The sequence below is a fragment of the Exiguobacterium sp. s192 genome (assembly GCF_018618795.1).
GTDB classification, from domain to species: Bacteria; Bacillota; Bacilli; order Exiguobacteriales; family Exiguobacteriaceae; genus Exiguobacterium_A; species Exiguobacterium_A undae.
Map to the genome: position 1 here is coordinate 51,173 of NZ_JACSMS010000010.1, position 26,064 is coordinate 77,236.

The 26,064-nt window shown below is 48.2% G+C and carries 25 protein-coding genes, 1 riboswitch and 1 other annotated feature; of the genes, 18 read left to right on the forward strand and 7 right to left on the reverse strand.

Translation table 11 applies throughout. The annotated features are described in order from the left end of the window. The first annotated feature begins 85 nt into the window (after nt 1-85). Both KNP87_RS13890 and KNP87_RS13895 read left to right on the forward strand, forming a co-directional pair. Nucleotides 86-271, forward strand: a complete 186-nt coding sequence (locus KNP87_RS13890) for a hypothetical protein (protein ID WP_026832256.1) — start codon at nt 86-88, stop codon at nt 269-271. Further along, a complete protein-coding gene (locus KNP87_RS13895; RefSeq protein ID WP_251135628.1) occupies nt 237-1,127 on the forward strand; it encodes a MazG nucleotide pyrophosphohydrolase domain-containing protein in 891 nt (296 codons plus the stop codon). Before KNP87_RS13890 ends, KNP87_RS13895 begins: the two co-directional genes overlap by 35 nt. Nucleotides 1,128-1,224: 97 nt before the next feature. Here the strand turns inward: KNP87_RS13895 and KNP87_RS13900 are convergent, their stop codons facing one another. Genes KNP87_RS13900 through KNP87_RS13920 form a run of 5 tightly spaced genes read right to left on the reverse strand, consistent with a single transcriptional unit; the run spans nt 1,225 to nt 4,249 of the window. Continuing rightward, nucleotides 1,225-2,409, reverse strand: a complete 1,185-nt coding sequence (locus KNP87_RS13900; protein ID WP_026832258.1) for an aminotransferase — start codon at nt 2,407-2,409, stop codon at nt 1,225-1,227. Beyond that, complete coding sequence (locus KNP87_RS13905; RefSeq protein ID WP_214722091.1) at nt 2,406-2,906, reverse strand: Lrp/AsnC family transcriptional regulator; 501 nt, start codon at nt 2,904-2,906, stop codon at nt 2,406-2,408. The genes KNP87_RS13900 and KNP87_RS13905 overlap by 4 nt, the downstream gene beginning before the upstream one ends. A 2-nt stretch (nt 2,907-2,908) precedes the next feature. Further along, nucleotides 2,909-3,703: a glycosyltransferase family 2 protein gene (locus KNP87_RS13910; protein WP_214722063.1), complete on the reverse strand. Its 795-nt coding sequence runs from the start codon at nt 3,701-3,703 to the stop codon at nt 2,909-2,911. 59 nt (nt 3,704-3,762) lie between these two features. Beyond that, nucleotides 3,763-4,002, reverse strand: a complete 240-nt coding sequence (locus KNP87_RS13915) for a NifU N-terminal domain-containing protein (protein ID WP_214722064.1) — start codon at nt 4,000-4,002, stop codon at nt 3,763-3,765. 13 nt (nt 4,003-4,015) lie between these two features. Continuing rightward, nucleotides 4,016-4,249, reverse strand: a complete 234-nt coding sequence (locus KNP87_RS13920) for a DUF1871 family protein (RefSeq protein WP_026832262.1) — start codon at nt 4,247-4,249, stop codon at nt 4,016-4,018. Between the two features lie 275 nt (nt 4,250-4,524). On the opposite strand from KNP87_RS13920, the gene KNP87_RS13925 reads away from it, so the two are divergent. The 9 genes from KNP87_RS13925 (at nt 4,525) to KNP87_RS13965 (ending at nt 14,602) form a co-directional block, all read left to right on the forward strand. Further along, nucleotides 4,525-6,792 (forward strand): ribonucleoside-diphosphate reductase subunit alpha, encoded by a 2,268-nt coding sequence (locus KNP87_RS13925; RefSeq protein ID WP_035387579.1) that lies wholly within the window; start codon nt 4,525-4,527, stop codon nt 6,790-6,792. An 18-nt stretch (nt 6,793-6,810) separates the two neighbouring features. Then, nucleotides 6,811-7,299, forward strand: a complete 489-nt coding sequence (locus KNP87_RS13930; protein ID WP_026832264.1) for a flavodoxin domain-containing protein — start codon at nt 6,811-6,813, stop codon at nt 7,297-7,299. Continuing rightward, a complete protein-coding gene (locus tag KNP87_RS13935) occupies nt 7,268-8,311 on the forward strand; it encodes a ribonucleotide-diphosphate reductase subunit beta (RefSeq protein ID WP_026832265.1) in 1,044 nt (347 codons plus the stop codon). Before KNP87_RS13930 ends, KNP87_RS13935 begins: the two co-directional genes overlap by 32 nt. A gap of 400 nt (nt 8,312-8,711) precedes the next feature. Beyond that, nucleotides 8,712-9,104 carry a S1 domain-containing post-transcriptional regulator GSP13 gene (gene yugI, locus KNP87_RS13940; RefSeq protein ID WP_012371159.1) on the forward strand — a complete coding sequence of 131 codons (393 nt, stop codon included), beginning with the start codon at nt 8,712-8,714 and terminating at the stop codon, nt 9,102-9,104. Between the two features lie 126 nt (nt 9,105-9,230). After that, the gene (locus KNP87_RS13945) at nt 9,231-10,397 is read left to right on the forward strand and encodes an iron-containing alcohol dehydrogenase (RefSeq protein WP_214722065.1); all 1,167 of its coding nucleotides are present in this window, start codon (nt 9,231-9,233) and stop codon (nt 10,395-10,397) included. A gap of 112 nt (nt 10,398-10,509) precedes the next feature. Continuing rightward, a complete protein-coding gene (locus tag KNP87_RS13950) occupies nt 10,510-11,859 on the forward strand; it encodes a glucose-6-phosphate isomerase (RefSeq protein ID WP_012371157.1) in 1,350 nt (449 codons plus the stop codon). Between the two features lie 131 nt (nt 11,860-11,990). Then, on the forward strand, nt 11,991-12,464 hold the full coding sequence (gene ytkD / locus KNP87_RS13955) for an RNA deprotection pyrophosphohydrolase (RefSeq protein WP_026832268.1): 474 nt from the start codon (nt 11,991-11,993) through the stop codon (nt 12,462-12,464). Beyond that, nucleotides 12,436-13,176, forward strand: a complete 741-nt coding sequence (locus KNP87_RS13960) for an alpha/beta hydrolase family protein (protein WP_051524794.1) — start codon at nt 12,436-12,438, stop codon at nt 13,174-13,176. The genes ytkD and KNP87_RS13960 overlap by 29 nt, the downstream gene beginning before the upstream one ends. A 172-nt stretch (nt 13,177-13,348) precedes the next feature. Next, nucleotides 13,349-14,602: an EAL and HDOD domain-containing protein gene (locus KNP87_RS13965; RefSeq protein ID WP_214722066.1), complete on the forward strand. Its 1,254-nt coding sequence runs from the start codon at nt 13,349-13,351 to the stop codon at nt 14,600-14,602. Between the two features lie 58 nt (nt 14,603-14,660). On the opposite strand, the gene pckA is transcribed toward KNP87_RS13965, so the two are convergent. Continuing rightward, nucleotides 14,661-16,229: a phosphoenolpyruvate carboxykinase (ATP) gene (gene pckA, locus KNP87_RS13970; RefSeq protein WP_214722067.1), complete on the reverse strand. Its 1,569-nt coding sequence runs from the start codon at nt 16,227-16,229 to the stop codon at nt 14,661-14,663. A 233-nt stretch (nt 16,230-16,462) separates the two neighbouring features. After that, nucleotides 16,463-16,589, forward strand: a riboswitch (SAM riboswitch). A gap of 127 nt (nt 16,590-16,716) precedes the next feature. Here pckA and metK point away from each other — a divergent pair. The 3 genes from metK (at nt 16,717) to KNP87_RS13985 (ending at nt 19,341) form a co-directional block, all read left to right on the forward strand. Next, on the forward strand, nt 16,717-17,925 hold the full coding sequence (metK, locus tag KNP87_RS13975) for a methionine adenosyltransferase (RefSeq protein WP_028105833.1): 1,209 nt from the start codon (nt 16,717-16,719) through the stop codon (nt 17,923-17,925). A gap of 138 nt (nt 17,926-18,063) precedes the next feature. Further along, complete coding sequence (locus KNP87_RS13980; RefSeq protein WP_026832273.1) at nt 18,064-18,552, forward strand: GNAT family N-acetyltransferase; 489 nt, start codon at nt 18,064-18,066, stop codon at nt 18,550-18,552. An 84-nt stretch (nt 18,553-18,636) separates the two neighbouring features. Next, the gene (locus tag KNP87_RS13985; protein WP_028105834.1) at nt 18,637-19,341 is read left to right on the forward strand and encodes an alpha/beta fold hydrolase; all 705 of its coding nucleotides are present in this window, start codon (nt 18,637-18,639) and stop codon (nt 19,339-19,341) included. A 53-nt stretch (nt 19,342-19,394) separates the two neighbouring features. Here the strand turns inward: KNP87_RS13985 and mnmM are convergent, their stop codons facing one another. Continuing rightward, entirely contained in the window at nt 19,395-19,985 is a 591-nt protein-coding gene (gene mnmM, locus KNP87_RS13990) for a tRNA 5-(aminomethyl)-2-thiouridylate-methyltransferase MnmM (protein ID WP_026832275.1), read from the reverse strand. Nucleotides 19,986-20,160: 175 nt separating this feature from the next. On the opposite strand from mnmM, the gene KNP87_RS13995 reads away from it, so the two are divergent. From KNP87_RS13995 to leuS, 4 genes are all read left to right on the forward strand, one after another. Then, complete coding sequence (locus KNP87_RS13995) at nt 20,161-21,342, forward strand: MDR family MFS transporter (protein WP_214722068.1); 1,182 nt, start codon at nt 20,161-20,163, stop codon at nt 21,340-21,342. 167 nt (nt 21,343-21,509) lie between these two features. Next, the gene (locus tag KNP87_RS14000) at nt 21,510-22,541 is read left to right on the forward strand and encodes a peptidoglycan bridge formation glycyltransferase FemA/FemB family protein (RefSeq protein ID WP_214722069.1); all 1,032 of its coding nucleotides are present in this window, start codon (nt 21,510-21,512) and stop codon (nt 22,539-22,541) included. Nucleotides 22,542-22,603: 62 nt separating this feature from the next. Then, nucleotides 22,604-23,248 carry an HAD family hydrolase gene (locus tag KNP87_RS14005; protein WP_214722070.1) on the forward strand — a complete coding sequence of 215 codons (645 nt, stop codon included), beginning with the start codon at nt 22,604-22,606 and terminating at the stop codon, nt 23,246-23,248. A gap of 39 nt (nt 23,249-23,287) precedes the next feature. Next, nucleotides 23,288-23,508 (forward strand) — a binding site (T-box leader). A gap of 47 nt (nt 23,509-23,555) precedes the next feature. Then, nucleotides 23,556-25,961: a leucine--tRNA ligase gene (leuS, locus tag KNP87_RS14010; RefSeq protein ID WP_214722071.1), complete on the forward strand. Its 2,406-nt coding sequence runs from the start codon at nt 23,556-23,558 to the stop codon at nt 25,959-25,961. The last annotated feature ends 103 nt before the right edge of the window (nt 25,962-26,064 follow it).

Consider the following 26,064-nt stretch of genomic DNA (forward strand, 5'->3'; position numbering starts at 1 on the left):
AGCAACACCTCTTACTATGTATGGAATGTCATCATCATATCACGTTTATCAAAGGAACGTATCACCCAAACGAGGAGGAATTGACATGAAACGAAAAGAAGTTGGATTACTCGTCTCACTCGCTGTTGCAAGCGGACTGGCGGTCCGTGAATGGCGCAAGAACCAACAGTTTAACCGACGATTCAAGCAACAAACAGAAGAGCAGCTGGTGAAAGGATTGACGGAGGTGCAACGTGATGCAGGAGATGATACGTCTTCAACAAAAGGTTGACGAGACAATCCGAGCGCTCGGCGGGTACTTTCGTCCATTGTCCGGTTTGGCCCGACTGATCGAGGAAGTGGGCGAAGTCGGCGAAGCGCTTGAGGCAGCCGACCATCAGGCATTAAAAGCGGAACTTGTCGATGTGCTGATGATCTCGACGTGTCTGTCGAATCAATACGTGACAGACTTGGCAGGTCAACACCGGGAGCTCGGCACAGAACACGATCAGGAACCGGGCTCGTTTTACCGGCTCGTCCATGAGGCGGGGCAAGTCGCCCGTGTGATGAACGGTTATGAAGGAGACAAACCACCGAAAAAGACGGAAGACATCATTCCAATCGGAACTTCGTTGGCCCGTTTGCAACGTGAGCTGTTCCGGTTGGCCCGACCACTTGAACTGGATCTCTTAACAGAAATCGATCAAACGAATGCGAAAAACAGACAGCGGGACCGGGCACGGTTTGCGTTGACCCGGGATCCGGTGACGGAATTGACGATTGATCACTTCCGAAGTGCCACGGGAAACACGGAACGTCTGTGGGGAGCACCTGCTCATGAAGCAGATCTGCCGCTTGAGGCACATGTCGAGGCGGCCTTGCCGTCCTTACGTCGATTTGTCCGTTGTGCCCGCATTGAAGGAATCGCTGGATTTGTCATTGAGGCACCAATCGAGCGGAGTGACAGCCTGATCAGCGTCAAAGAACAGGCGGACGAGATCGGACGGCTCATCAAGGAACAGACGCCTTTAGCATTTAAGGAGGCGCCGTACCGGATTGATGTCTATGCTCCTCAGCTTGGACCGGTCTCACCGTATCATGCCGAGGATGACCACCGGATGTTTTTGGTGTTGCATGTGGATGAATGAATCAAACGTGAATAAAAAAATAAGGACAGCAGATTTAGATCTGCCGTCCTTATTTTTTGTGTTCAATTCAGTTGATACCGTTTTTCGATGATTCACTTCATCGATTCGATAATTCGGTTTGCTGGTGTTTCAATTGTTGCATGAACCGGTTGATCCGGTGGATGGCTTGCTGCAGTTGCTCGATTGAACTGGCGTAGCTCGCGCGGACATATCCTTCGCCGCTGGCGCCAAAGACAGAACCCGGGACAACTGCGACACGTTCCGCAAGCAACAGCTGCTCCGCGAACTCCTCGCTTGTCAAACCGGTTCCGCCGATATACGGGAAGGCATAAAAAGCACCACCCGGTGAATGCGTCGGCAGACCGGCGTCATTCAGTGCCTTGACGAAATAGTTCCGTCGCTGGCGATAACTGCGGACCATATCCGGTACCGTCTTGTGCCGGGAGCGCAAGGCTTCGATGCCGGCAAATTGGACGAGTGTCGGTGCACACATCATTCCGTACTGATGGACCTTGAGCATCGCTTGACTGATGCCAGCAGGGGCACAGGTGAAACCGAGCCGCCAGCCGGTCATGGCAAACGCTTTAGAGAAGCCGTTGATGACAATCGTCCGATCACGCATATCCGGTAAGGTCGCGAAGCAGGTCGGTTCATCTTCATACGACAGTTCGGCGTAGATTTCGTCGCTGATGACATAGAGATCATGTTTTTTGGCAATCAACGCGAGATCGGCCAATTGATCCCGTGACATGACGGAGCCGGTTGGATTCGACGGGAAACAAAAGATAATGGCTTTTGTCCGTTCCGTGATCGCCTCTTCAATTGTCTCCGGTTGGATCGTAAATCCGTTCTCCGCCTGACAGGCAGCGGCGACAGGAATACCGCCCGCAAGTTCGATCAGGGGAGCATACGACACGAAGGCGGGTTCAACGACGATGACTTCGTCTCCCGGATTGATCAACGTCCGAAAGGCTAAATCGAGTCCTTCCGAAGCACCGGTCGTGACGATGATCTCATCGCTGACCTGATAGTCGATGGAAAACTTCTCCTGCATGTACAAGCGGATTTCCTGACGTAACTCGACGAGCCCGGCGTTGGCGCTGTAGGCCGTGTAACCTTGCTCTAGTGCCGCGAAGCTGGCTTCCCGGACATTCCAAGGTGTGACGAAATCCGGTTCGCCGACACCAAGTGAGATGACGTCTTCCATCGAACCGGCCAAATCAAAAAAACGCCGGATGCCCGATGGTGCTAACCGTTCGACACGCTCTGATAACGACTTCATGGTGACACCTTCAATCGTTTGTCCTCATCATCCTGACTGAACAAGACACCATCATGTTTGTACGTTTTCAGACGGAAGTGAGTCGTCGTCGAAATGACGGAGTCGAGTGTCGACAGCTTCTCGGAGACGAATTGCGACACTTCCTGCAAGGATTTTCCGTCGAGGACGACTTGCAGGTCATAGGCGCCGGACATCAGATACAGCGATGTCACTTCAGGAAAACGATGAATCCGCTCCGCGACTTCATCAAAGCCGCGTCCGCGTTTTGGTGTCACTTTGACATCGATAAAGGCCGTCACACCACGATGGGCGTGAATCTTTTGCCAATCGATGACGGCTGTGTAGCCGAGCAGGACGCCGTCTTCTTTGAATGCCGCAAGCGACGACAAGACTTCCTCTTCCGTCAGGTCCAGCATCTGAGCAGCAAGGACGTGATCGATCGGTCCATTCTGGGTCAATAATTCAAGTAATTCCAATTGTTTATCTGTATACACGATAATCACTCACTTTCTGTCAAATGGCCGCTGAACGTCCGCCGTGTCTCACGGAGACGGGAGCGGCGTTCTTCTTGGACGATATGAAAATTTTTCATGTCCGTCGTCGGCAGTTCATGTTTTTCCACAAGACGGTCAAAATAGACGCGACGTGAGGCATCCTGTTTGGCGGATTCATGATTGCCGGACGGATTAAAGGCATACAGGACAGTCGCGCGAGCGGGGTGCAGGACGAGATGATCCTGGCCGACCCGTAAGATCCAGTCCCAATCCCAATAGTTGAAGACCTCTTCATCAAAAAGTCCAAGCTCTTCGTGCAAGGATTTCCGGTAAATGGAACCGGACGGGATATACGTCGAGTCTTCCTTCATGCCATCGCGGTCATACGGATAGGCGAACGGTTCCGTCGTCCGGACGACACGGTGATCCTGTTGCCAGTCATAAGTGAACAGTTCAGCGTCGGCATAGGACAAGTCGGCACCGGCTTCCAAGTCGCCGACGACTTCCTCGATATGCGAAGGCAATAACAGATCATCGTCGTCATGCAGGAGGATGTAACGTCCTTTTGCCAGCGAGACACCATGATTGCGTGCCCGGACATGATGATTTTCCGGAAGATCGACATAGGTGATCGCCAGCTGTCCGTTAAAGTCAGCGATGACGGATTCGAGCCGGTCGCCGTTGTTATTTAAGATGATGACTTCGAAATCTTGAAAAAATTGTTTTGTCAGTGCGGTCAAGGCTTCACGCAATTCACGTGGCCGGTTGTATGTCGGAATGATGACTGAGACCGTAGGCATGGGAGTCGTCTCCTTAGAACAAAGACACCTGTAACGTGCAAGGTGTCCTTGTGAGATATTTACATATGTTCTTCGATTGTCGGAAGTAAGTCATTCCATTCAGCATCTGCTTCTTTTGTGACGGTGACGAAATCACCGTATGCAAAGAGGTTGTCGATACCGTCGATTGTAATGAGGGATGCGAGTAAAGCGTCTTCCGGTTTATCCCCTTTTTTGACACTTGTACTTTTCGCCCCGAAACGATCTCCATCGAGGGTGATTTTTACTGAGTTGGGGTTCGGTGTGTAATCAACTTGCATAATAAGTCTCCTTTCAAAGTTCACACGAATCTTCACATAAAAGTAAGTTCGTTGCGAGTAAAGTTAATTCCTGCTGATCGGGTTGTTCACCAAACGATTCTTCAAACACAGACCCGATCGCTGTGGCAAGTGGGCTTACTTGATCATGAATCGTCAATAGCACTAGTATAGCAGACATTTCGGTCGGATAATTTCCTTGTCCTAGGTGAAATGGATCATATTTTTTTAAGAGTTCTTCTGACCTCATAATCGATTAAACTCCTTATCTCAATATATCTCAAAAGGCGGTGGTCAGCCTTTTTGAATTTGTTTGACCTGATTTTCAATGCAAGGGGTTATTTTTTGGTCATTCAGTGATAACCTATATCTTGTAGATAAATAGGTTTAGAAATGCCTAAAACGTCTATATATAGAGTGATGATTAAATTACTCTTCCTATATGTAGGGCGTCTTTTTTTAGTTTAGCGCATTTTTTGAAACAACGGAACCTATTTTAAAGTTAGAGAATGGGAGTGGTTCATAGTGGCATCTCCACTGAATACAGCACGCATCTATCAAGGTGCAATGACAATAGAGGATGTATATACGGTGATCCGTCAGATTACGGCATCATATTCAGAGCTGGACGTCGAGCGTTACACAGAACGGGCGATTCGGGCACTCGAAGGGAAGACGTTACAAGCGGATCAAGTCTATGAACTGTTAACCATGCATGCACTTGATATGTTAAAAGCAGAAGAACCGAACTGGACGTTTGTTGCGACAGCCACTTACCTCAACCGGTTATATCTCGAAGCGAGCGAAAACCGCGGATATCCGGCGGATGAGCGTTACGGCTCACTTTACGCGTTGATTGAAAAATTGACGGAAATCGGCATCTTCACACCGCATCTCTTAGACACGTATACAAAAGAAGAAGTCGAGGAACTGGCGGCATCGATCGATCCGTCACGTGACCATCTGTTCACGTACATCGGACTTCGGACATTATCAGACCGTTACTTAGCGCGCGATCATGTCAAGAAATTGTACGAACTGCCGCAGGAGCGTTTCATGATCATCGCGATGACGTTGATGCAGACAGAACCAAAAGACCGCCGGATCGAACTCGTCAAAGAATCGTACTGGGCGCTTTCGAACCTGTATATGACGGTTGCGACACCGACATTGTCGAATGCCGGTAAATCGTACGGTCAACTCTCGTCATGTTTCATCGATACGGTCGATGACTCACTACGGGGCATCTATGACTCGAATACGGATGTCGCGACCTTGTCAAAAGGCGGCGGCGGAATTGGTGTCTACATGGGGAAAATCCGTTCACGCGGATCAGACATCAAAGGATTCAAGGGTGTATCAAGCGGTGTCATTCCTTGGATGAAGCAGTTGAACAATACAGCGGTCAGCGTTGATCAGCTCGGCATGCGTCAAGGATCAATCGCCGTTTATCTGGATATCTGGCACAAGGATATCCTCGAGTTCCTCGATGCGAAGTTGAATAACGGGGACGAGCGGTTGCGGACACATGATTTATTCACAGGCGTCAGCCTGCCGGATCATTTCATGCGGACCGTCGAAGCACGAGGCGACTGGTACTTGTTTGATCCCCATGAAATCCGGACGGTGATGGGCTTCAGTCTGGAAGATTCGTTTGATGAAACGGAGGAAGGCGGCAGCTTCACGGAAAAATATGAAGCATGTGTCAATGAACCCCGCCTGAGCCGGACGAAAGTACCGGCCATCGATCTCGTCAAACGTTACATGCGGTCACAGCTCGAAACCGGCACACCGTACATGTTCTTCCGCGATGCGGTAAACCGCGCTAACCCAAACAAACATGCGGGCATGATCTACTCGTCGAACCTCTGTTCAGAAATCATGCAAAACATGAGTCCGACGACAGTGACGGAAGAGTACACGGAAGACGGCAAGATCATCATCACCAAGACGCCAGGCGATTTCGTCGTCTGTAACTTGTCTTCGATCGCACTGGCGCGTGCCGTCCGCTCGGACGTCTTGGAACGGTTGATTCCGATTCAAATGCGGATGCTCGATAACGTCATCGATCTCAACACGATTGATGTGCCGCAAGCACAGATCACGAACCAGAAATACCGGGCAGTTGGACTCGGAACATTCGGCTGGCATCACCTGCTCGCACTCGAAGGCATCCGCTGGGAATCGGTCGAGGCTGTTCAGTACGCCGATCGTCTCTACGAAAAAATCGCTTACTTGACGATTGATGCATCGATGCAACTGGCGAAAGAAAAAGGGGCTTACCGTCTCTTTGAAGGGTCGGAGTGGCAAACAGGGGAGTACATCGCCCGCCGTCACTACAAAACGACTGCTGAACTCGATTGGGATCGCCTGCAAGCCGACATCACGGCACATGGAATGCGAAATGCCTACTTGATGGCAGTCGCACCGAACTCGTCGACGGCAATCATCGCCGGCAGTACGGCTTCGATTGATCCAATCTACAAAAAAGTTTATGCGGAAGAAAAGAAAAACTATAAGATTCCAGTGACCGTTCCCGACCTTACGCCGGAGACGAACTGGTTCTATAAATCAGCGTTTGAGATTGATCAACTGTGGAGCATCCGTCAAAATGCGTCACGTCAACGCCACATTGACCAGGCGATCAGTTTTAACCTTTACGTCAAAAACAGTATCAAAGCAAAAGAGTTACTCGAGATGCACATGGAAGCATGGCAGCTTGGTATGAAGACGATTTACTATACACGTTCGACGACTGTTGAAATCGATGAATGTGAGTCGTGTTCATCATAAGAGAAGGAGGACGATATCATGAAGGCAGCAATCGTATATGCGTCAATGAGCGGAAATACAGAGGAGGTTGCGGAACTGATCGCGAAAGCGTGTTCCGACATGCAGGTTGAACCGACGATGATCTTTGCCGATGACGTAACGACGTATCAGCTGGTCCCTTATGATATCGTCTATTTTGGTTCGTACACCTGGGGGGACGGTCAATTGCCGGATGAGATGCGGGACTGTCTGAAGCTGGTTCTAAAAGAAAGTCCGCACAAGATTCCACAGGCTGCCGTTTTTGGGACGGGCGACAAGATGTTCGTCAAATATTGCCGTGCCGTCGATGAGATGGCCTATCATCTCTCGAAATTTGGTGTCCCACTCGCAGGTGAACTACTCAAAATCGAACAATCCCCACGAAACCGGCCGCATCTGGTGAAGGAGTGGGCACGTCGAACGTTATTGCAATTACAGCAAGAGGGAGCCGAACAACATGGAACAACTACAAAAAATCAAACTGCTTGATGCCCGTCATCCAAATCGGGCGACCGCAATCATTGGCGGCGAAACGAGTTCGATCGTCAACTGGAACGATCTTGCCTATCCTCAGTTTTATTCCATCTATAAACAGCTATTATCGAACTTCTGGATTCCGGACGAGATCTCGATGTCAAAAGACATGCAACAATGGAATCAATTGAGCGAACGGGAACAGGATGCCTTTAAGCGGATCATCGGTCTGTTATCGATCCTTGATTCCGTCCAAACCCGCTATATTTTGGAATCAGCGATGTTTACATCAGACGCCTCGATTCATGCGATCCTCGCGATTGTAGCCCAGCAGGAAGTCGTGCATAACCAATCGTACAGCTACGTGCTGTCGAGTCTCGTGCCGCTGTCGGAACAAAACCGGATCTTCGACATCGCAAAAGATGACGAGATGGTCATGAAGCGGAATGCTTTTATTTTAGATCTGTACGAAGATTTCCAAAACGACCGGACGCCGGAAAACTTTGCGAAGTCACTCGTCGCTTCGATCGTTCTGGAAGGGATTAACTTCTATTCCGGATTTGCTTTCTTCTATAATTTAGCGCGTCATCAAAAAATGGTCGGTACCTCGACGATGATCAGTTACATCCAACGTGATGAACTGCAACACTCGTACTTCATCAGTCAATTGTTGCGTGCCGTTCTGACGGAACATCCATCCATCGACGCCGATGGTTCATTCACGAAGTTCGTCTACGCGACGTTCGAACGTGCCGTTGATCTTGAGATCGAGTGGAGTGAATACGTGTTACGTGACTTGGACGGACTTGATGTCAGCGAGATGCGTGACTATGTCAAATACCTGGCCAACAAACGTCTCCGTGTCATCGGACTTGACGACCTGTATGAAGGACATGATGAAGACGTCATGCCATGGATCCGGGCGTATTCCGACGACTCGATGAATGCGACGAAATCCGATTTCTTCGAGCAGAAATCACGGTCGTATGCGAAAGTAACGGATGCGAACGGATTTGACGATTTGTAAGTCGTCAACTACTCTTTAAATTTTTATTGCTTCAACATGTAATTTCCTTTACGCTAGGACAGGTGAGGTCCTGCTCGACTCTTGCGGAAAAACAAGCCAATCATGCCCCTGAAAGATGCATTCGCATCTGAAGCGGCATGATGGCTTGTCCGTAGAAAGTGAGCAGACCGGACCGGTCCTTTTTACATGTTTTTGTCTTTTTTCTCTCGTGAAAAGAGTAAGAAAACAAAAAAAGGGCCGGACTCGAAAAGTCCGGCAGAATCAGGGGGAATACTTGAAGTCTTGCTACTAATTTGTTCCCTTGTAAAATAAAAAATAAACAATTTGAAAAATATTTTTTACCATCCGTAAAAAGTATGTTATTATAAGTTGATGAATTTAGTTAGGGAGTGTATAAACTATGGCAAACTTTGAAAAAGACCAAGTTGTTACTGGTAAAGTAACTGGTATTCAAAACTTTGGTGCTTTCGTAGCACTTGACGAGCAAACACAAGGTCTCGTCCACATCTCAGAAATCTCACACGATTACGTAAAAGACATCAACGATTACGTAAAAGTTGGCGATGAAGTAACTGTTAAAGTTCTCGACATCGACGAAGCTAACAAAAAAATGAAGCTTTCGATCAAAGCAACACAAGAAGCTCCAAAACGCGAAGCACGCGCTAAAGGCCCACGCAAAAACGCTGGCCGTCGCGATGCAGGTCCTGCTTTCAAACAAGAAGAAGCTCCTGGCTTCAACGTGTTAAAAGGCAAATTGGAAGAATGGATTGAAAAATCAAACTTCCAAAAATAAGTTTTTGAAAGGGAATCGACATCGGTCGGTTCTCTTTTTTTTGCGTTATAAGCATTAAAATAGATGCAAAAGGGGAATGTGTGGATAATGTAAGGTGTTCATTACTTATCAAGGGGGCAACACACAATGGAAAACTTTGAATATCGTAATCCAACGAAACTTATTTTTGGTGACGGTCAAGTCAGCAAGATTAAAGACGAACTGAAAACATTAAATGCGAAAAAAGTCATGCTCGTCTTCGGCGGCGGCAGCATCAAGCGCAACGGCGTGTATGATGACGTAACGCGTGAATTAAACGAAGCCGGCATCGAATACGTCGAATGCGACGGCGTTGAACCAAACCCACGGATTGAAACAGCAGAGCGTGGCATTAAAATTGCTCGCGAAGCGGGTGTTGATGCATTGCTCGCACTTGGTGGCGGTTCCGTCATCGACTGCACGAAATTGATTGCAGCCGGTATCCCGTACGAAGGTGAAGCATGGGATCTCGTCATCGGGAAAGCAACACCAGAAACCGTCATCCCGTTCGGAACGGTCTTGACGCTTGCAGCAACCGGTTCAGAGATGAACGCAGGTTCTGTCATCACGAACTGGAAGACACAAGAAAAATACGGTTGGGGCAGCCCGTTAACGTTCCCGACATTCTCAATTCTTGATCCGAAGTACACGGTCAGCGTTCCGAAAGACCAAACGATTTATGGAATCGTCGATATGATGAGCCATTGCCTCGAGCAATATTTCCATACGGCACATGCACCGGTTCAAGAACGGATGACAGAAGGCGTCATGAAAGCAGTCGTCGAAGCAGCACCGAAACTCGTCAACGATCTTGAAAACGTCGAACTTCGCGGTACAATTCTCTTCGCAGGTACGATGGCACTCAACGGTGTCCTGCAAATGGGCGCACGTGGTGACTGGGCATCGCACAACATCGAGCATGCGGTCTCAGCAGTGCATGACATCCCGCACGCAGGTGGTCTGGCGATTCTCTTCCCGAACTGGATGCGCCACGTTCTCGACGAGTCAAATGCCCATCGTTTCGTCACACTCGGTGAAAACGTCTTTGACGTCGATACGACAGGAAAATCAGAGATGGAAGCGGCTCACGCGACAATTGATGCAATCAGCGCGTTCTGGACATCACTTGGTGCACCAAACCGTCTCGCGGACTATGATATCAAGGAAGATACAATCGATTCGATCGTGAAGTCAGCGATGACACGCGGAGACTTCGGTAACTTCAAATCACTTGGTAACGAAGATGTCCGTCAAATCGTAACGGCTGCTTTATAAGCGCCGTAACATTTGCTAATCTTTTCACAAAAGACTTGAACGACCTTCCTTCTTGCGTTTTAATGAAAAGGAAGGTCGCATTTGTTTGCGAATGAATAAGGAGGACGAGTGAATGACAACAGTACGTTTTGATTATTCGAAGGCCCTACAATTCGTAGGACAACATGAAGTGGACTATATGGCGGATACGGTAAAAACATTACACGGAGCGATTCACAACGGTACAGGTGCCGGCAGTGATTTCCTCGGCTGGGTCGACTTACCGACAAACTACGACAAAGCGGAATTTGAGAAAATTCAGGCGGCCGCAGAAAAAATCAAGTCGGATTCAGATGTCTTGTTAGTCGTCGGAATCGGCGGATCGTATCTTGGTGCACGTGCGGCAATCGAGATGCTTGGTCATTCGTTCCATAACTTGTTATCAAAAGAAGAACGGAAAGCACCACAAATCATTTATGCCGGACATAACATTTCTTCAACGTACTTACACGATTTGTTCCAAGTACTTGAAGGGAAAGATGTGTCGGTCAACATCATCTCGAAATCAGGCACGACGACAGAACCTGCGATTTCGTTCCGTCTCTTGAAAACGTTTATGGAAGACAAGTACGGAAAAGCCGGCGCGAAAGACCGGATTTACGCTACGACGGATAAAGCGCGTGGTGCCTTGAAGACGCTTGCGGATTCGGAAGGCTATCAAACGTTTGTCATTCCGGATGACGTCGGTGGACGTTTCTCTGTCTTGACGCCGGTTGGACTGTTACCGATTGCGGCGGCAGGCATCTCGATTGAAGAATTGATGGCTGGCGCACGTGACGCTCAAGTTCAGTTCTCAAACGAAAACTTGGCGGAGAACGAAGCGTACCAATACGCAGTCGTCCGTAACGCGTTATACGCGAAAGGGAAAACAATCGAACTCCTCGTCAACTACGAACCGGCCCTGCATTATGTTTCGGAATGGTGGAAACAGTTGTACGGTGAATCAGAAGGAAAAGACTTCAAAGGCATTTTCCCGGCAGCGGTTGATTTCTCAACGGATCTCCACTCGATGGGTCAATACGTGCAAGAAGGACGCCGTGACTTGTTTGAGACGGTCATTAAAGTCGGACAAGCACGTCATGCTTTGACGATCGAAAAGGATGCGCAAGACTTGGACGGTTTGAACTTCCTTGAAGGAAAATCGATTCAATTCGTTAATGATAAGGCAGCTGAAGGAACGCTACTTGCCCACACAGATGGACAAGTGCCGAACTTAACGGTTGAATTACCAGAAATGACGCCGTACCATCTTGGATTCTTGTTCTACTTCTTCGAAAAAGCGTGTGCGATGAGCGGTTACCTGCTTGGCGTGAACCCGTTTGATCAACCAGGAGTAGAAGCCTACAAGAAAAACATGTTCGCTCTACTGGGTAAACCAGGATTTGAAGCGGAAAAAGCAGAGCTCGAAGCTCGCTTGAAATAAGCATCTTGACATCTCTCGGATTCGAGAGATGTCTTTTTTTGTCATTCTGACAAATTCCTACGCACTTTCACTTTTAGAATGCTTTCGAAACAGGTAAAGTGAAGAGAGAAGAAGAAATGAGGTGCACGCACGTGATTACGTTTTTAGATTATTACCAAAATCGGGTTGAACTGAGTTTTGAGGACCATCCCTTCTCGATTCATCCGCTTCATGTCTGGGTCATTGCCGTGTACGAAGGGAAATGGTTGCTGACACATCATAAACAGCGCGGGTATGAGTTTCCGGGGGGGAAAGTCGAGCCCGGAGAGACAGCTGAGGAAGCGGCGTACCGAGAAGTGATGGAGGAGACCGGGGGACGGATTGAACGTCTCCAATACATTGGACAATACCGTGTTGAAGGACGGGGAGACACCATCATCAAAAACATTTATTTTGCCGAAATTAAGTCCCTTGTCCCGCATCTTGCAGTGGATGAAACAGACGGTGCTTACTTGCTGGACGACATCCCACCTCGTCTTGATACGAACCGTCAATACAGCTTCATGATGAAGGACCGCGTCCTTCCGGAGACATTGCGTGTACTCGCCGAACGCCGATTGGTTTGAATTGCCGCGGCAGGGACCGTTCCGGACGTTTCGGATTTTTTATGAGACATCTGACGGCGAACAGGTCGGTGCGTACGTCATCCTGCCGGTCCGTGCCAACGGTCAGGGATTGTTGTACTTGCGTGGTGGGACACGGAACATCGGAATGGTCCGACCGACGCGTCTGATGCAGTTTGCTCAAGCCGGCTACTTGGTCATGGCTCCCTTTTACCGGGGAAACCTGGGGGGGACGGGCAAAGAGGATTTTGGTCACCACGATATTCGTGACGCGATTTCGGCATTTGACTGGTTGGATGAACGAGTGGACCGGACGTCGGTCTTTGGTTTTTCCCGGGGGGGACAGATGGCGTTACTGCTTGCGCATCATCGTCCCGTCACCCGGACTGTTTCCTGGGCCGGGGTGACAAACCTTGTCTGGACGTATGAAGAGCAGCAGACGATGCGGAAGATGTTGCGACGCTTCACGGGTGGGTTGCCGGATCAACAAAAAGAAGCTTATCAAGTTCGTTCTCCGCTCTATTTTCCGCCGCAAGGCGATGTCTTGTTGATTCACGGCTTGTACGATCAAAATGTCCGATTGCGTCATGCGACGAATTACGCCGCCCGTTATCCAAAGCAGACGCATTTAAAAGTGTATCAATATGCCCATCAATTCCCGATTCGTCAAAAATTCGAAGTGACGGATGACGTCATCAACTGGATGATGACGTGACAGAATTTAATGTTGTAATCACCTCAATGCGTATCATTGAGGTGATTTTTTTCTTTAGATATTTGCAACATTGATATCTTTTAAAAAACTGATTTTTTAAGATAAATGGATATTTGATATACTGGAACATATAAAATTAGCCTGACTAACGGATCGAGAAGGGGAACATGAGATGGAAATCTTACTTGCACGACAACCAATCGTTGACCGGTTCGGTTCGATTGATGCTTTTGAATTACTCTATCGTTCAGTCGATGCACCGGCTGTTTTTGACGGCGACTTAGCGACGATGGATGTGTTGACCAACACACTTGTCCATCTCGGCGTAGACCGTGTGGCAGAAGGAAAACGATTGTTCATTAACTTTACGGGAGACTTGTTGCAGTCGGAGTTAATCGATCACTTGGATCCAACCCGTTTTGTGATTGAGGTCTTGGAGACCGTTCACATTGACAGCGCGATGTTACACACGCTGAAAAAATGGAAAGAAGCAGGATTCATGCTGGCACTCGATGATTTTGTCACAGATCTTCTGCGACATCATGGTGCTGAATTATTTGATTTGATTGATTTGATCAAAATCGATATCGAAGCCATCAATCCACGAGAACAAAGTGCCATTCTGCATATCCTGAAACGAAATTATCCCCACATGCGTTTTCTGGCGGAGCGGGTGGAAACCCATGAAGATCATACACGAAGCCTTGAAATGGGATACGACTGGTTTCAAGGATATTTTTATGCCAAACCGATGTTGATGAAAGGAAAGGCCGTCCCACCGCAATTACCGGTCTTGCTGAAGATGTTGAAATGGCTCGAAACAGATGAATATTATGACGAGGTCATCGATGAGATTGAACGAAACCCATACATCAGTGTTCAAGTCCTCCAATTGATCAATTCTCCCGGGATTGGCTTACGGAATACAGTCAGTTCGGTGCGGCAAGCCATTTCCTTGTTAGGCTTCTCTCAACTGAAAAGCTGGATTTCACTAATTGTTTTACGCGAGATGAAACTGGCCAGTCCGTATAAGTGGTCGGATGAATTATTGCGTTCGTCTTTACACTGTGCCAAGTTATGTGAACTATTTGCGACGGAAACAAAAACGTTAAAAGCAGAAAGTGCCTACATGATTGGATTACTTTCGCATATTGATGCCCTGTTATCGGTAGATATCGATGAAATCATCGATCAACTGCCGATTGAGCCTGCATTAAAACATGTCTTGCAAGGAGAGGATCATCCGTTTCGGGATTGTCTGCTGCTTGCGATCAGTGCAGATCGCGGCGAATTCGAACGGTTTGAGTTGCTCAGTAACCGGTTTGGTATTTCCGAACGACGTGCCTATGAGTTGCTGAAAGAAAGCCAAGAATGGTTGGCTCAAAAAGAATCACATCTACAAGACAAAACAGATTCGATTGTTTGAAGACAAAAAAAGTTGAGCCCCTCAGCAGAGGCTCAACTTTTTTTATCTTGGAGATGGCTTAAACACGAGGACCGGCTGATTTAATCGCATCGGTCGCACTGACGAAGCGGGTGAAGTTTTGTTTGAATTTATGCGCGAGAGCTGTTGCCTGCTCTGTATAAACAGCTGGATCTGCCCAAACTTTAACAGGATTCAGCAAGTCGCTTGGAACACCTGGTACTTCGATTGGCATGTGCAATCCGAAGATTGGGTGTTCTTCTGTCGGGATGTCTGCAAGCAGACCGTTGACGGCAGCGTTGACCATCGTGCGCGTATAGGCCAGTTTCATGCGGCTGCCTGTTCCGTAAGCGCCGCCGGTCCAACCGGTGTTGACGAGATAAACCGTCACGCCGTGGCGATCAATCAGTTCACCGAGCATCGTCGCATATTTTTCAGGAATCAACGGCAGGAACGGTGAGCCGAAGCATGTCGAGAACGTCGCTTCCGGTTCCGTGACACCCCGTTCTGTCCCAGCCAGTTTCGACGTGTAGCCGGACAAGAAGTGATACATCGCTTGCTCTTTCGTTAATTTACTGATCGGAGGCAACACACCGTATGCATCAGCCGTCAAGAAAACGATCGTTTTCGGATGGCCGGCACGTGACGGGATGGCAATGTTGTCAATTGCTGTGATCGGATAAGCCGCGCGTGTATTTTCAGTCAACGATGTATCGTCGTAATCCGGAGTCCGGGTGTCGTCGAGGACAACATTTTCAAGGACGGTGCCAAAACGGATCGCATCAAAGATTTGTGGTTCTTTTTCACGCGACAAGTTCACCGTCTTCGCATAGCAGCCGCCTTCGATATTGAAGACACCGTCATGAGACCAACCGTGCTCATCGTCCCCGATCAATTGACGACTGTCATCTGCCGATAAGGTGGTCTTACCAGTCCCGGAGAGTCCGAAGAACAAGGCGACGTCGCCGTCATGTCCGACATTGGCGGAACAGTGCATCGATAAAACATCTTGTTGCGGCAACAGATAGTTCATGACCGAGAAAATCGATTTCTTGATTTCTCCCGCATATTCCGTTCCGCCGATCAAGACGATACGATGTTCGAATGACATGGCGATGAACGTTTCCGAATTAGTGCCGTCAACAAGTGGATCGGCCTTGAAATGTGGTGCGTAGACGACCGTAAATGGTTCGAAGGCCGCAACCGTAGGATATTCACGTAAGAATAATTGTTTCGCAAACAGATTATGCCAAGCGTACTCTGTCACGACGCGTACCGGGAGGGTGAAATGTGTATCGGCACCAGCAGCTGCCTCTGTGTAGTAGAGTTGATCTGCTTCGTTCATATAACGAAGAACTTTTTGTAACAGTTGTTCGAATTTGTCCGACTCCATCGGCTGATTCACATGGCCCCAATCGATATGTGTCTCACATGATTGATCACGGACGATGAACTTGTCTTTCGGTGAACGACCTGTAAATTTCCCCGTTTCTACAGACAAAGCACCATTTTCTGCAAGAACTCCTTCGTTGTTGCGAATCGCATGTTCGACTAGTTCGGCAACAGATAGTTGTTTGAACACATGCTCCTTCTTGAGTAGTTCTTCGATATTCAGGACCGTCATCGGCATCCTGACCCCACCTTTCCCCTACGTTGGTTTTGGCTCTACAATTAGTATGACACATTCATTATATATGACATACTAAAGATAGGGCAATCATTTTTCGTGCGCTGATTTCTATTTATCTGGAAACGCTTTCAGCATAAACAGTTTAACATCTCTTTCGAAATTTTTCGACTAGAAATTAAAACGTTGCTTGACAGAGTGGGCACAAGTTTATATCATGTAATTCGTAACGGATACTCTTATTCTGAGCAGGTGGAGGGAACAAGGCCCGAAGAAACCCGGCAACCGTCTTATATTAGTTTCATCATTAATATAGGAAAAGGTGCTCTCCTGAAGCGAAGTAAACACTTCGAACGATAAGAGGGTAAAGGAAGAACGCACAACCTTTCCCTGACCATTTTTGGACATGGAAAGGTTTTTTTCATTTTACCGTCCCACTCAACTAGGGGAAATGAGTACACCGTCAAATTCTTTTTTGGGAGGGTCAAACATGACAAACCTTAATCGCCGACTATTTACGTCGGAATCAGTAACTGAAGGTCACCCGGATAAAATCTGTGACCAGATTTCGGATTCAATTTTGGATGCGATTCTTGCAGCGGATCCAAACGCACGTGTTGCGGCAGAAACTTCTGTCACGACAGGACTTGTTTTAGTCGCAGGAGAAATTACGACATCGACTTACGTGGATATCCCGAAAGTCGTTCGTGAAACCATTCGCGAAATCGGCTATACACGCGCTAAATACGGTTTCGATGCAGACACATGTGCTGTATTGACTTCAATCGATGAGCAGTCAGCAGACATCGCTCTTGGTGTCGACCAGGCGCTTGAAGCACGCGAAGGAAACATGTCAGATGAAGAAATCGATGCGATCGGAGCAGGAGACCAAGGTCTGATGTTCGGTTACGCAACGAAAGAAACACCTGAACTGATGCCACTTCCGATTTCACTTTCACACAAACTTGCCCGTCGTCTTGCAGAAGTCCGCAAGACAGGACAACTCGATTACCTCCGTCCGGATGGTAAAACGCAAGTTACGGTTGAATACAACGAGAACAATGAACCTGTTCGCGTCGATACAATCGTCATCTCAACACAACATGCAGAAGAAGTAACGCTTGAGCAAATTCAAGCTGATCTGAAAGAACACGTCATCGCTCCGGTCATCCCGACGGAATACATCGACGCTGAAACAAAATTCTTCATCAACCCGACTGGCCGTTTCGTCATCGGTGGACCACAAGGTGATGCTGGATTAACAGGTCGTAAAATCATCGTTGATACGTATGGCGGTTACGCACGCCACGGCGGTGGTGCATTCTCTGGTAAAGATCCAACCAAAGTTGACCGTTCTGCTGCGTACGCAGCACGTTACGTCGCGAAAAACCTTGTCGCATCTGGTCTTGCGGAAAAAGCAGAAGTTCAGCTTGCTTACGCAATCGGTGTTGCGCACCCGGTTTCAATCGCTGTCGATACGTTTGGAACAGGTAAGCTTCCAGAAGCTCAACTCGTCGAATTGATTGCAGAAAACTTTGATCTTCGTCCTGCAGGCATCATCAAGATGCTTGATCTCCGCCGTCCGATTTACCGTCAGACAGCAGCATATGGTCACTTCGGTCGTACAGACATCGAATTGCCATGGGAGCAAACGGATAAAGCTGCTACTCTTGAAGAGCAGGCAAAACGTTTCGCATAATCCTGAGTTCAGAAACGCCCTTTTGAAGGGTGTTTCTGAACTTTTTTTGTTTCTCCGGAACTTTGCAGGGAAACGACTGAAATTTCTAGAAAAGGGTAAAAGAAGATGAGTCTGTAAAAGGAAAAGGGGGATTTCGGTATGGAGATACGCGAAGCAGTTCCTGCTGATGCAGCACGCATTCATGATATTGCGCTCACGTCTTGGATGGATACGTACGAGGAAATCTATTCTGAGCGCTCGAAAGCCCATTTCGTTCAGGAAGCCTACCCGCAAGAAGAAGTCGTTCGGGCAATCCGGACAGCAGAAGAAGCGCGCGGAGAATATTTTAATGTAGGTCTGATCGATGGGGAGATTGTGGGATTCATTCATGCAATTGATGTCGACGGGACGTGGGAAATCGTCCGCCTCTATGTCCTGCCGAAATACCAACAGAACGGAATCGGGCGGCGACTGATTCGAGAGCTCGAGCGCCAAGGTGCTTCTCCCATCGAAGTGTACGTCGAATCACGCAATTATAAAGCCCGTCACTTTTTAACCTCGTTCGGCTTTAAAGAAGTCAGTGAAACGACGGAAGAAGTGTTTGGACAGGTGGAACCTGTGACGCGGCTGCAACGTATATATGAATAAGGAAAAGGAAATCCGACTTGAGGCGGTTTTGCTGAAGTCGGATTTATTGCATACTAAATGGATATCTGATGAAGAGGTGAGCGTGTGGTAGAACAACCAACCGGAGTGATTGTCCTTGTGTATCCACTCCAATTACGTGCCCGGCCGAGCGAAGCATTGATTCGCGTCTTGGAACGGGAATATGAAGTGCTTTTGGTCGATGCACCACGTCGTGTATCGTTTGAAGAACATCAGCAATTATTAAAAGAAGCGTTACGGGAAGCCGGTAAACGAAAGCTTCCGATTCATATCATCGCCTGCAGCATGGGAGCACTCGTCGTGAACCGGCTGTTGCAGGAATATGAATTGCCGATCGCCAGTCTGTCATTCATCTCGCCATTGTTTGATTGGCACAATTCGAAACAGCTCGGCGGCGTCAAACAAGTATTTGCGAGTGCGTTCGATCGTTTTCGCCCGGATGCACCGCTCGGGACGTTACCGTTTGGACAAAACAATGAAGATGCAGTCCGTCTCGGTGAGTTGACGTATGCACAGTATCGCGAGATTGAAGAAGAGATCGTGTTGCATGATGAAGAGCGGAAAAAATTACCGCGTGTCCATCTCGCCTGTTTTTATGCGCCGGACGATCAGTTTGCCGATGTCAAACTGACGCTTGAAGTGTGCCGGAAAATGGGAGGCGATCAGATTTATCTTCAGCGTCTGCACGGCTTCCCGCACTTTAGTTTCGAACGTTTGAACACACGGTTTGCCGAAAAATTACTATTGTTCCTCAAACTCGTCGAAGAGTAAGAAGCGAATTCAAAAAGGAGGATGCCGTCGCCCGCGACGGTATCCTCCTTTTTTTAGTCGATGATTTGTTTTTTAAGCTTTTTTTCGATGGCGACGATGAAAGGCGGATTGTTTTGTTGATTTAAAAAGCGGTATTGTAAGACGGCATAATCTTGCTGGGACAGGAGCGAAACATAGTCAAGGACGGCGTCGCGTTCTTTACGTCCTTCGATATGTCCGTGATAAATCACGAGGACGATCAATCCTCCAGGTACAAGGACAGGCAGAAGGGCGCCGAGCGCCTCTAACGTTTCTTCACCGGTCGTCGTGACTGATTTATCACTCCCCGGTAAGTAACCGAGATTAAAGACACCGGCGCGGATCGGACGCTGTTCTTCAAACAGGCGTGCTCCGACATGGATGTGACTTTCGTGATACAAATCGACCCATTCCGAGACATGAGCTGCTTGCAACCGGCGTTTCGTTTCCTCGATCGCCTGCTCCTGGACATCAAAAGCGATGACCCGACCGCTTGGTCCGACTTGTTCGGCAAGAAAGTGTGTATCATGACCGTTCCCGGCGGTCATATCGACGACACAATCCCCTTCGTGGATGACAGACTCCAGTAATTCTTTGGCGTAAGGTAATACTCGTGCAAGTGACATGGCATAAACTCCTCTTCCTGATAGCTGTTCTGTTTTTTCTAAGTACCCGCAAATCCGATCATTTAGTCAATTGTATCATTTTTCCGATTGTTCGTTTAAATCGAAGTTCCTTGACAGAGTGCGATGCAATTTCGTAAAGTGGCAAGGTTGGAAACTATATTGGAGGAAACTGATCATGCCGAAATTACCTCGTGCGGTCTGGATTCTGGTATTGGCGATGGCGATCAATACAACAGGATCCTCTTTTTTATGGCCGTTTAATACATTATACATTCATGAATATTTAGGCGAATCGATGACAAAAGCGGGGATGGCGTTGTTCGTCAACTCGGCGCTTGCCATCGTCGGAAACTATATTGGGGGAAAAGCGTTTGACCGGCTCGGTGGTAAACGGACACTCGTCATCAGTGTCGTCGGTCTTGTCCTGGCTTCGGTCGGATTATGGATGTTCCACCAGACCTTCACCGGATACGTTCTGATGCTTGGATTGATTGGATTTGTTGGCGGGATGGTTTTCCCGACGATTTATGCGTTGACAGGTGTCATCTGGCCGGAAGGTGGGAGACGCGCCTTTAATGCGATTTATGTCGCCCAAAATGTCGGCGTCGCGCTTGGGACGGCAATCAGTGGACAGATTGCGGCGATTGACATTCAATTTATTTTTATCGCAAACCTCGTGTTGTACCTGCTGTTTGCGCTGGTGTTACTCGTTGGTCTGAACTGGATTCAAGCGAATCCGCTGAAACGCCAGACGACGACGTCAGGGGACGAAGAACGTGAACCGTTATCGCGAGCTTCTGTCCGGACGATGCTGTACGTATCGATCGGTTACGCGTTGTTATGGTTCGTTTATGTCCAGTGGCAAGGAACATTTGCCGTCCATACAAAATCCCTTGGTGTTACGATTTCCGAGTATTCGATCCTCTGGACAATCAACGGAGCGTTGATCGTGTTTGCACAACCGTTGTTGACGCCTGTCTTGCGGTGGTTTGGAGATGATTTGAAGCGTCAGTTGTTGACGGGGACCGGTATCTTCCTGCTGTCTTATTTGATTGTGCCATTTGCCGGCGGCTTCAAGATGTTTTTAGTCGCGATGATCATCTTGACGATTGGGGAAATGTTCATCTGGCCGGCTGTTCCGGCAATGGCTGCACGCTTGGCACCGATCGGAAAAGAAGGGGAGTTCCAAGGATACGTCAATATCGCAGCATCGGCCGGACGGATGATCAGTCCGACCGTCGGTGGATTGATTTATGATGTCTCAGGAATGAATGCCGTCTTCTTGACGTTAATCGGACTGATTGTCGTAGCCGGATTTACATTCATCCGGGCCGTTCCCAAAAAAGTACAACCATGAACAAAGGGAGGAAAAGTGTAAGTTGCTTTTTCTCCCTTTTTATTATTCAAGAAAGCATAAAATGGATTAAATAGGGTAATTATTTTTTAAAAGGAAAAATTAATTAATTAACCAAATTAAAGGGAACGGTATTTTGTCCGGCGTGTCACGTGTTGGAGGTGAAAAAGATGAGGCAGTGTGTATTCATCGAAGATCAATCCACTTGGACGGCACTCATAAGAGGGAAGCCGCTCGACATTTTTTACAGTTATGAGTACGTCAAGTTGAACGCGCGTTCTGAAGAATCGGCTGGTTTGATTTATTTCGAAGGGCAGTCGGGCGAACTGTTTTATCCTTTTTTAAAACGGCGAATCTTTGATACACCCTACTTTGACATCATCACGCCTTACGGTTACGGCGGACCGGAAATTGTCGGGAAGTTGACGCCGCAGGAATTGGCACTGGCCAAAGGTTCATTTCGGCAATGGGCAAGACAGCACCATGTCGTCTCGGAACTGATCCGGTTTAATCCGTTGACTAAAAACGAACAACAAGTTCCGGAGTGGACAGGAAAAGAATTCATTCGACATACGACAAGCATCGATCTTCGCCCCTCTGTAGACGAAATCATACAGACCTTTCATAAAAAAAACCGGAGTATGATTCGCAAGTCCTTGGCGTCTGAACTGACGGTCCGTTGTGGAGGAAAAGAGGATTTACAGACGTTCATTCAACTGTATTATCAAACGATGGACCGAAAAGACGCTTCGTTACATTATTATTTTACGACAGACTACTTTGAACAATTGTTTCAGCCGACGGAACTTTGCCGGCCCGTCTTATTGATGGCCGAGTGGCGGGGGCAAACAATAGGAGCGTACTTCATATTATTAGGTCATGACTATGCGCACGGTCATCTGATTGGTTGTCAGCGGGACGAGCATAAACTGTTTCCCAACCAACGCCTTGAATATGAAGCGATTTTGTACTCAAAAGCTGCGGGAATGGTCGAACAGCATTTGGGTGGCGGTTATAAGGAACGCGACAGCCTGTTTGAAAGCAAATGCCGTTACACCGGGTACCGGATGTTTGAATACCATCAAGGAAAAACGGTTTTATTGCCGCAAATCTACGAACAATTATGTAAGCAGTACGGTCGGAATGAAGCAGCGAATTATTTTCCCGAGTACCGGTATCATGAGACCGTCGTCTCGACTTGAATGGACCTGACAGTCTGCGGACTGTCATTTTTTTTGGTACGCTATCGGTGGGAGGGAAAACAATGAAAAAAACTGGACTGATTTTTGATATGGATGGTGTCATCCTGGATAGTGAAATTCAATATTTTAAAGTGCATCAGCAGATGTTCCGGACATTAGCGATTCCACTCGATCGTGTTCAATACGCGACGTTCATGGGGAAAACAGGGGACGAAATGTGGCAGGAACTGATCACCCAACATGATTTGCCGCATTCGACGGAATCGTTGCTTGCACTTGAACATGAATTATTTCAACAGCATGCCAAGCCGGAAGAGTGTGGCTTAAAAGACGGTGTCCACGAGTTGATGGCGCTTGCGCGGACGGAAGGGTACAAGGTGGCCATTGCGTCGTCGAGTTCACTTGAAAAAATCAAACGCGTCATCACGCATTACGGATTGACGGTCGATGCGTACACGAGCGGATTTGAAGTCCCGCGGTCGAAGCCGGATCCGGCGATTTTCCGATTGGCGGCGCAACGGATTGATCAAGCGCCGGAGGCTTGTATCGTGATTGAAGATGCAGCGAACGGGATGATCGGGGCGAAGGAAGCGGGAATGGAAGTCATCGCCTTGCTGGATGAACGGATGCCGACACAAATCCTGCATCACGCGGACCACGTCGTCTCGTCGCATGCAGCAATCGGAGAAATTTTACGGAACCGTTGACGATAAGGGAAGATTCAGCTTACACTAACACATAGATAATCAATTGCGACGAACTGAAGTAGTAAGGGAGTCATTCCGTTTAGAGAGCTGGTGGTCGGTGCAAACCAGTCGGAATCGTCCGTGAACTCGTCAGGGAGCATGATTCGTGAACAGAAGTAGCGAATCCGGTCCTTCACACCGTTATCCGTGAATCAAGTGGTCTGTCTCGGCAGACAACGTGGGTGGTACCGCGGGAGACAAACCGGTCTTTCGTCCCTATTCTTAGGGGCGGAGACCGGTTTTTTGTATATTCAGAGGAGGAATAGAGATGCCGTACAATCATCGCGAGATCGAACCAAAATGGCAAGCGCGTTGGGAGCAAGACAATGCGTTCGTAACAACAGAAGATCCAGAAAAAGAAGGATTTTATGCGCTAGACATGTTTCCATATCCATCGGGAGCTGGACTGCATGTCGGACACCCGGAAGGATACACGGCAACGGATATCCTCGCCCGTATGAAACGCATGCAAGGTTATAACGTCCTTCACCCAATGGGATGGGATGCATTTGGTCTACCGGCGGAACAATACGCCCTTGATACGGGAAATGATCCGCGGGAGTTCACCGCTCAAAACATCGAGACGTTTAAACGTCAGTTAAAAGATTTAGGATTTTCTTACGATTGGGACCGTGAAATCAATACGACGGATCCGAAATACTACAAATGGACACAGTGGATATTTACGCAGTTGTATGAAAAAGGACTCGCGTTTGTCGATGAAGTAGCCGTCAACTGGTGCCCGGCACTCGGAACCGTGCTTGCGAACGAAGAAGTCATCGACGGCTTATCTGAACGTGGAAACCATCCGGTCGTCCGTGTCCCGATGCGTCAGTGGGTCTTGAAGATCACGGATTATGCCGAGCGGTTATTGGAAGATTTGGACGAGCTCGACTGGCCGGAATCCGTCAAGGAAATGCAACGGAACTGGATCGGTAAATCGGAAGGGGCGGAAATCGACTTTACGATTGACGGTCACAAAAAACAAGTGACGGTCTTCACGACGCGTCCGGATACCGTATTCGGAGCGACATACCTTGTCCTTGCGCCGGAGCATCCGTTTGTTTCGGATATCACGACAGCTGATCATGCGGAAGCCGTCAATACCTACATTGCGTCTGTTCAGACAAAATCTGATTTGGAACGGACGGATCTCGCCAAAGAAAAAACGGGTGTCTTCACAGGCGCATTTGCTGTCAATCCAATTTCTGGCGAACGTCTTCCGATTTGGATTGCAGACTATGTCTTGTCAACTTACGGCACAGGTGCCATCATGGCAGTTCCGGCACACGATGAGCGGGATCATGAGTTTGCGAAACAGTTTGACCTTCCGATCATTGAAGTCGTACAAGGCGGCAACGTTGAAGAAGCAGCGTATACGGGAGAAGGCGAACACGTCAACTCACAGATGCTCGACGGACTTTCGAAACAAGATGCGATCGACACGATCATCGCGGAACTGGAGACGAACCAAGTCGGTCGCAAGAAGATTACCTTCCGTCTACGGGACTGGTTGTTTAGCCGTCAACGGTACTGGGGCGAACCGATTCCGGTCGTCCATATGGAAGACGGAACGATGAAAACATTGGATAAATCGGAATTACCACTTGAGTTACCAATCATTCCTGAAATCAAGCCGTCGGGCACGGGAGAATCGCCGCTTGCGCTTGCTGAAGACTGGCTTGACTACACGGATCCCGTCACTGGACTCAAAGGGCGCCGTGAAACGAACACGATGCCGCAATGGGGCGGAAGCTGCTGGTACTACCTTCGTTTCATCGATCCGCATAACGAAGAAGCGATCGCGGACCCGGAGAAATTAAAGTATTGGTTACCGGTCGATATTTATATCGGTGGAGCAGAGCATGCCGTTCTTCACTTGCTGTACGCTCGCTTCTGGCATAAAGTCTTATACGACATCGGTGTCGTACCGACGAAGGAACCGTTCCAGAAACTATATAACCAAGGGATGATCCTTGGTGAAAACAACGAAAAGATGTCGAAATCACGCGGAAACGTCATCAATCCGGATGAAATCGTCAAATCACACGGAGCCGATACGCTTCGTTTATATGAAATGTTCATGGGACCACTTGATGCGTCCGTTTCGTGGTCTGAAAATGGACTCGATGGAGCACGCCGCTTCCTGGATCGTGTCTGGCGTCTGTTCGAACGGACGGCCGATATTCAAGACGTGACGACGGTTGATGCGGACTTTGAACGCGTTTACCATCAGACTGTCAAAAAAGTAACGGAAGACTTCACGAACATTCAATTCAACACAGGAATCTCGCAGTTGATGGTCTTCGTCAACGAAGCGAACAAACAACCTGTATTGCCGCGTCACTTCCTGCGTGGATTCGTTCAATTGTTGACACCGGTTGCACCGCACCTCGGTGAAGAGTTATGGGAACAACTTGGTTTTGAGGACACGTTGACGTATGCCGCTTGGCCGACGTTTGACGAGACGAAACTCGTGAGTGATACGATGGAATTCGTCATTCAAGTCAACGGAAAAGTCCGTTCGAAACTCGTCATCGGTATCGACGCAACAAAAGAAGAAATCGAAACACTTGCATTTGCGGATGAAAAAACGCAAGAGTGGATCGGCGATAAAACGGTTCGGAAAGTGATTGTCGTTCCGAAGAAATTGATTAACATCGTAGCGAACTAACGAAAAACCCCTCGTCTGAAGTATTCAGGATGAGGGGTTTTTGTCGATATCCGTCGCAAGTCCGCTTTTTTTTTAGGGCGCCTTCTGCTAAACTGAATCAGAA

Coding starts and splice junctions, on each gene's coding strand:
- KNP87_RS14000 (WP_214722069.1), top strand. CDS start 21,510: ATGAGGCAGTGTGTATTCATCGAAGATCAATCCACTTGGACGGCACTC.
- KNP87_RS13910 (WP_214722063.1), bottom strand. CDS start 3,703: ATGCCTACGGTCTCAGTCATCATTCCGACATACAACCGGCCACGTGAA.
- KNP87_RS13890 (WP_026832256.1), top strand. CDS start 86: ATGAAACGAAAAGAAGTTGGATTACTCGTCTCACTCGCTGTTGCAAGC.
- KNP87_RS13945 (WP_214722065.1), top strand. CDS start 9,231: ATGGAAAACTTTGAATATCGTAATCCAACGAAACTTATTTTTGGTGAC.
- KNP87_RS13950 (WP_012371157.1), top strand. CDS start 10,510: ATGACAACAGTACGTTTTGATTATTCGAAGGCCCTACAATTCGTAGGA.
- KNP87_RS13900 (WP_026832258.1), bottom strand. CDS start 2,409: ATGAAGTCGTTATCAGAGCGTGTCGAACGGTTAGCACCATCGGGCATC.
- KNP87_RS13980 (WP_026832273.1), top strand. CDS start 18,064: ATGGAGATACGCGAAGCAGTTCCTGCTGATGCAGCACGCATTCATGAT.
- pckA (WP_214722067.1), bottom strand. CDS start 16,229: ATGCCGATGACGGTCCTGAATATCGAAGAACTACTCAAGAAGGAGCAT.
- KNP87_RS13895 (WP_251135628.1), top strand. CDS start 237: ATGCAGGAGATGATACGTCTTCAACAAAAGGTTGACGAGACAATCCGA.
- metK (WP_028105833.1), top strand. CDS start 16,717: ATGACAAACCTTAATCGCCGACTATTTACGTCGGAATCAGTAACTGAA.
- KNP87_RS13930 (WP_026832264.1), top strand. CDS start 6,811: ATGAAGGCAGCAATCGTATATGCGTCAATGAGCGGAAATACAGAGGAG.
- KNP87_RS13965 (WP_214722066.1), top strand. CDS start 13,349: ATGGAAATCTTACTTGCACGACAACCAATCGTTGACCGGTTCGGTTCG.
- KNP87_RS13915 (WP_214722064.1), bottom strand. CDS start 4,002: ATGCAAGTTGATTACACACCGAACCCCAACTCAGTAAAAATCACCCTC.
- KNP87_RS13920 (WP_026832262.1), bottom strand. CDS start 4,249: ATGAGGTCAGAAGAACTCTTAAAAAAATATGATCCATTTCACCTAGGA.
- KNP87_RS14005 (WP_214722070.1), top strand. CDS start 22,604: ATGAAAAAAACTGGACTGATTTTTGATATGGATGGTGTCATCCTGGAT.
- yugI (WP_012371159.1), top strand. CDS start 8,712: ATGGCAAACTTTGAAAAAGACCAAGTTGTTACTGGTAAAGTAACTGGT.
- leuS (WP_214722071.1), top strand. CDS start 23,556: ATGCCGTACAATCATCGCGAGATCGAACCAAAATGGCAAGCGCGTTGG.
- KNP87_RS13935 (WP_026832265.1), top strand. CDS start 7,268: ATGGAACAACTACAAAAAATCAAACTGCTTGATGCCCGTCATCCAAAT.
- KNP87_RS13995 (WP_214722068.1), top strand. CDS start 20,161: ATGCCGAAATTACCTCGTGCGGTCTGGATTCTGGTATTGGCGATGGCG.
- mnmM (WP_026832275.1), bottom strand. CDS start 19,985: ATGTCACTTGCACGAGTATTACCTTACGCCAAAGAATTACTGGAGTCT.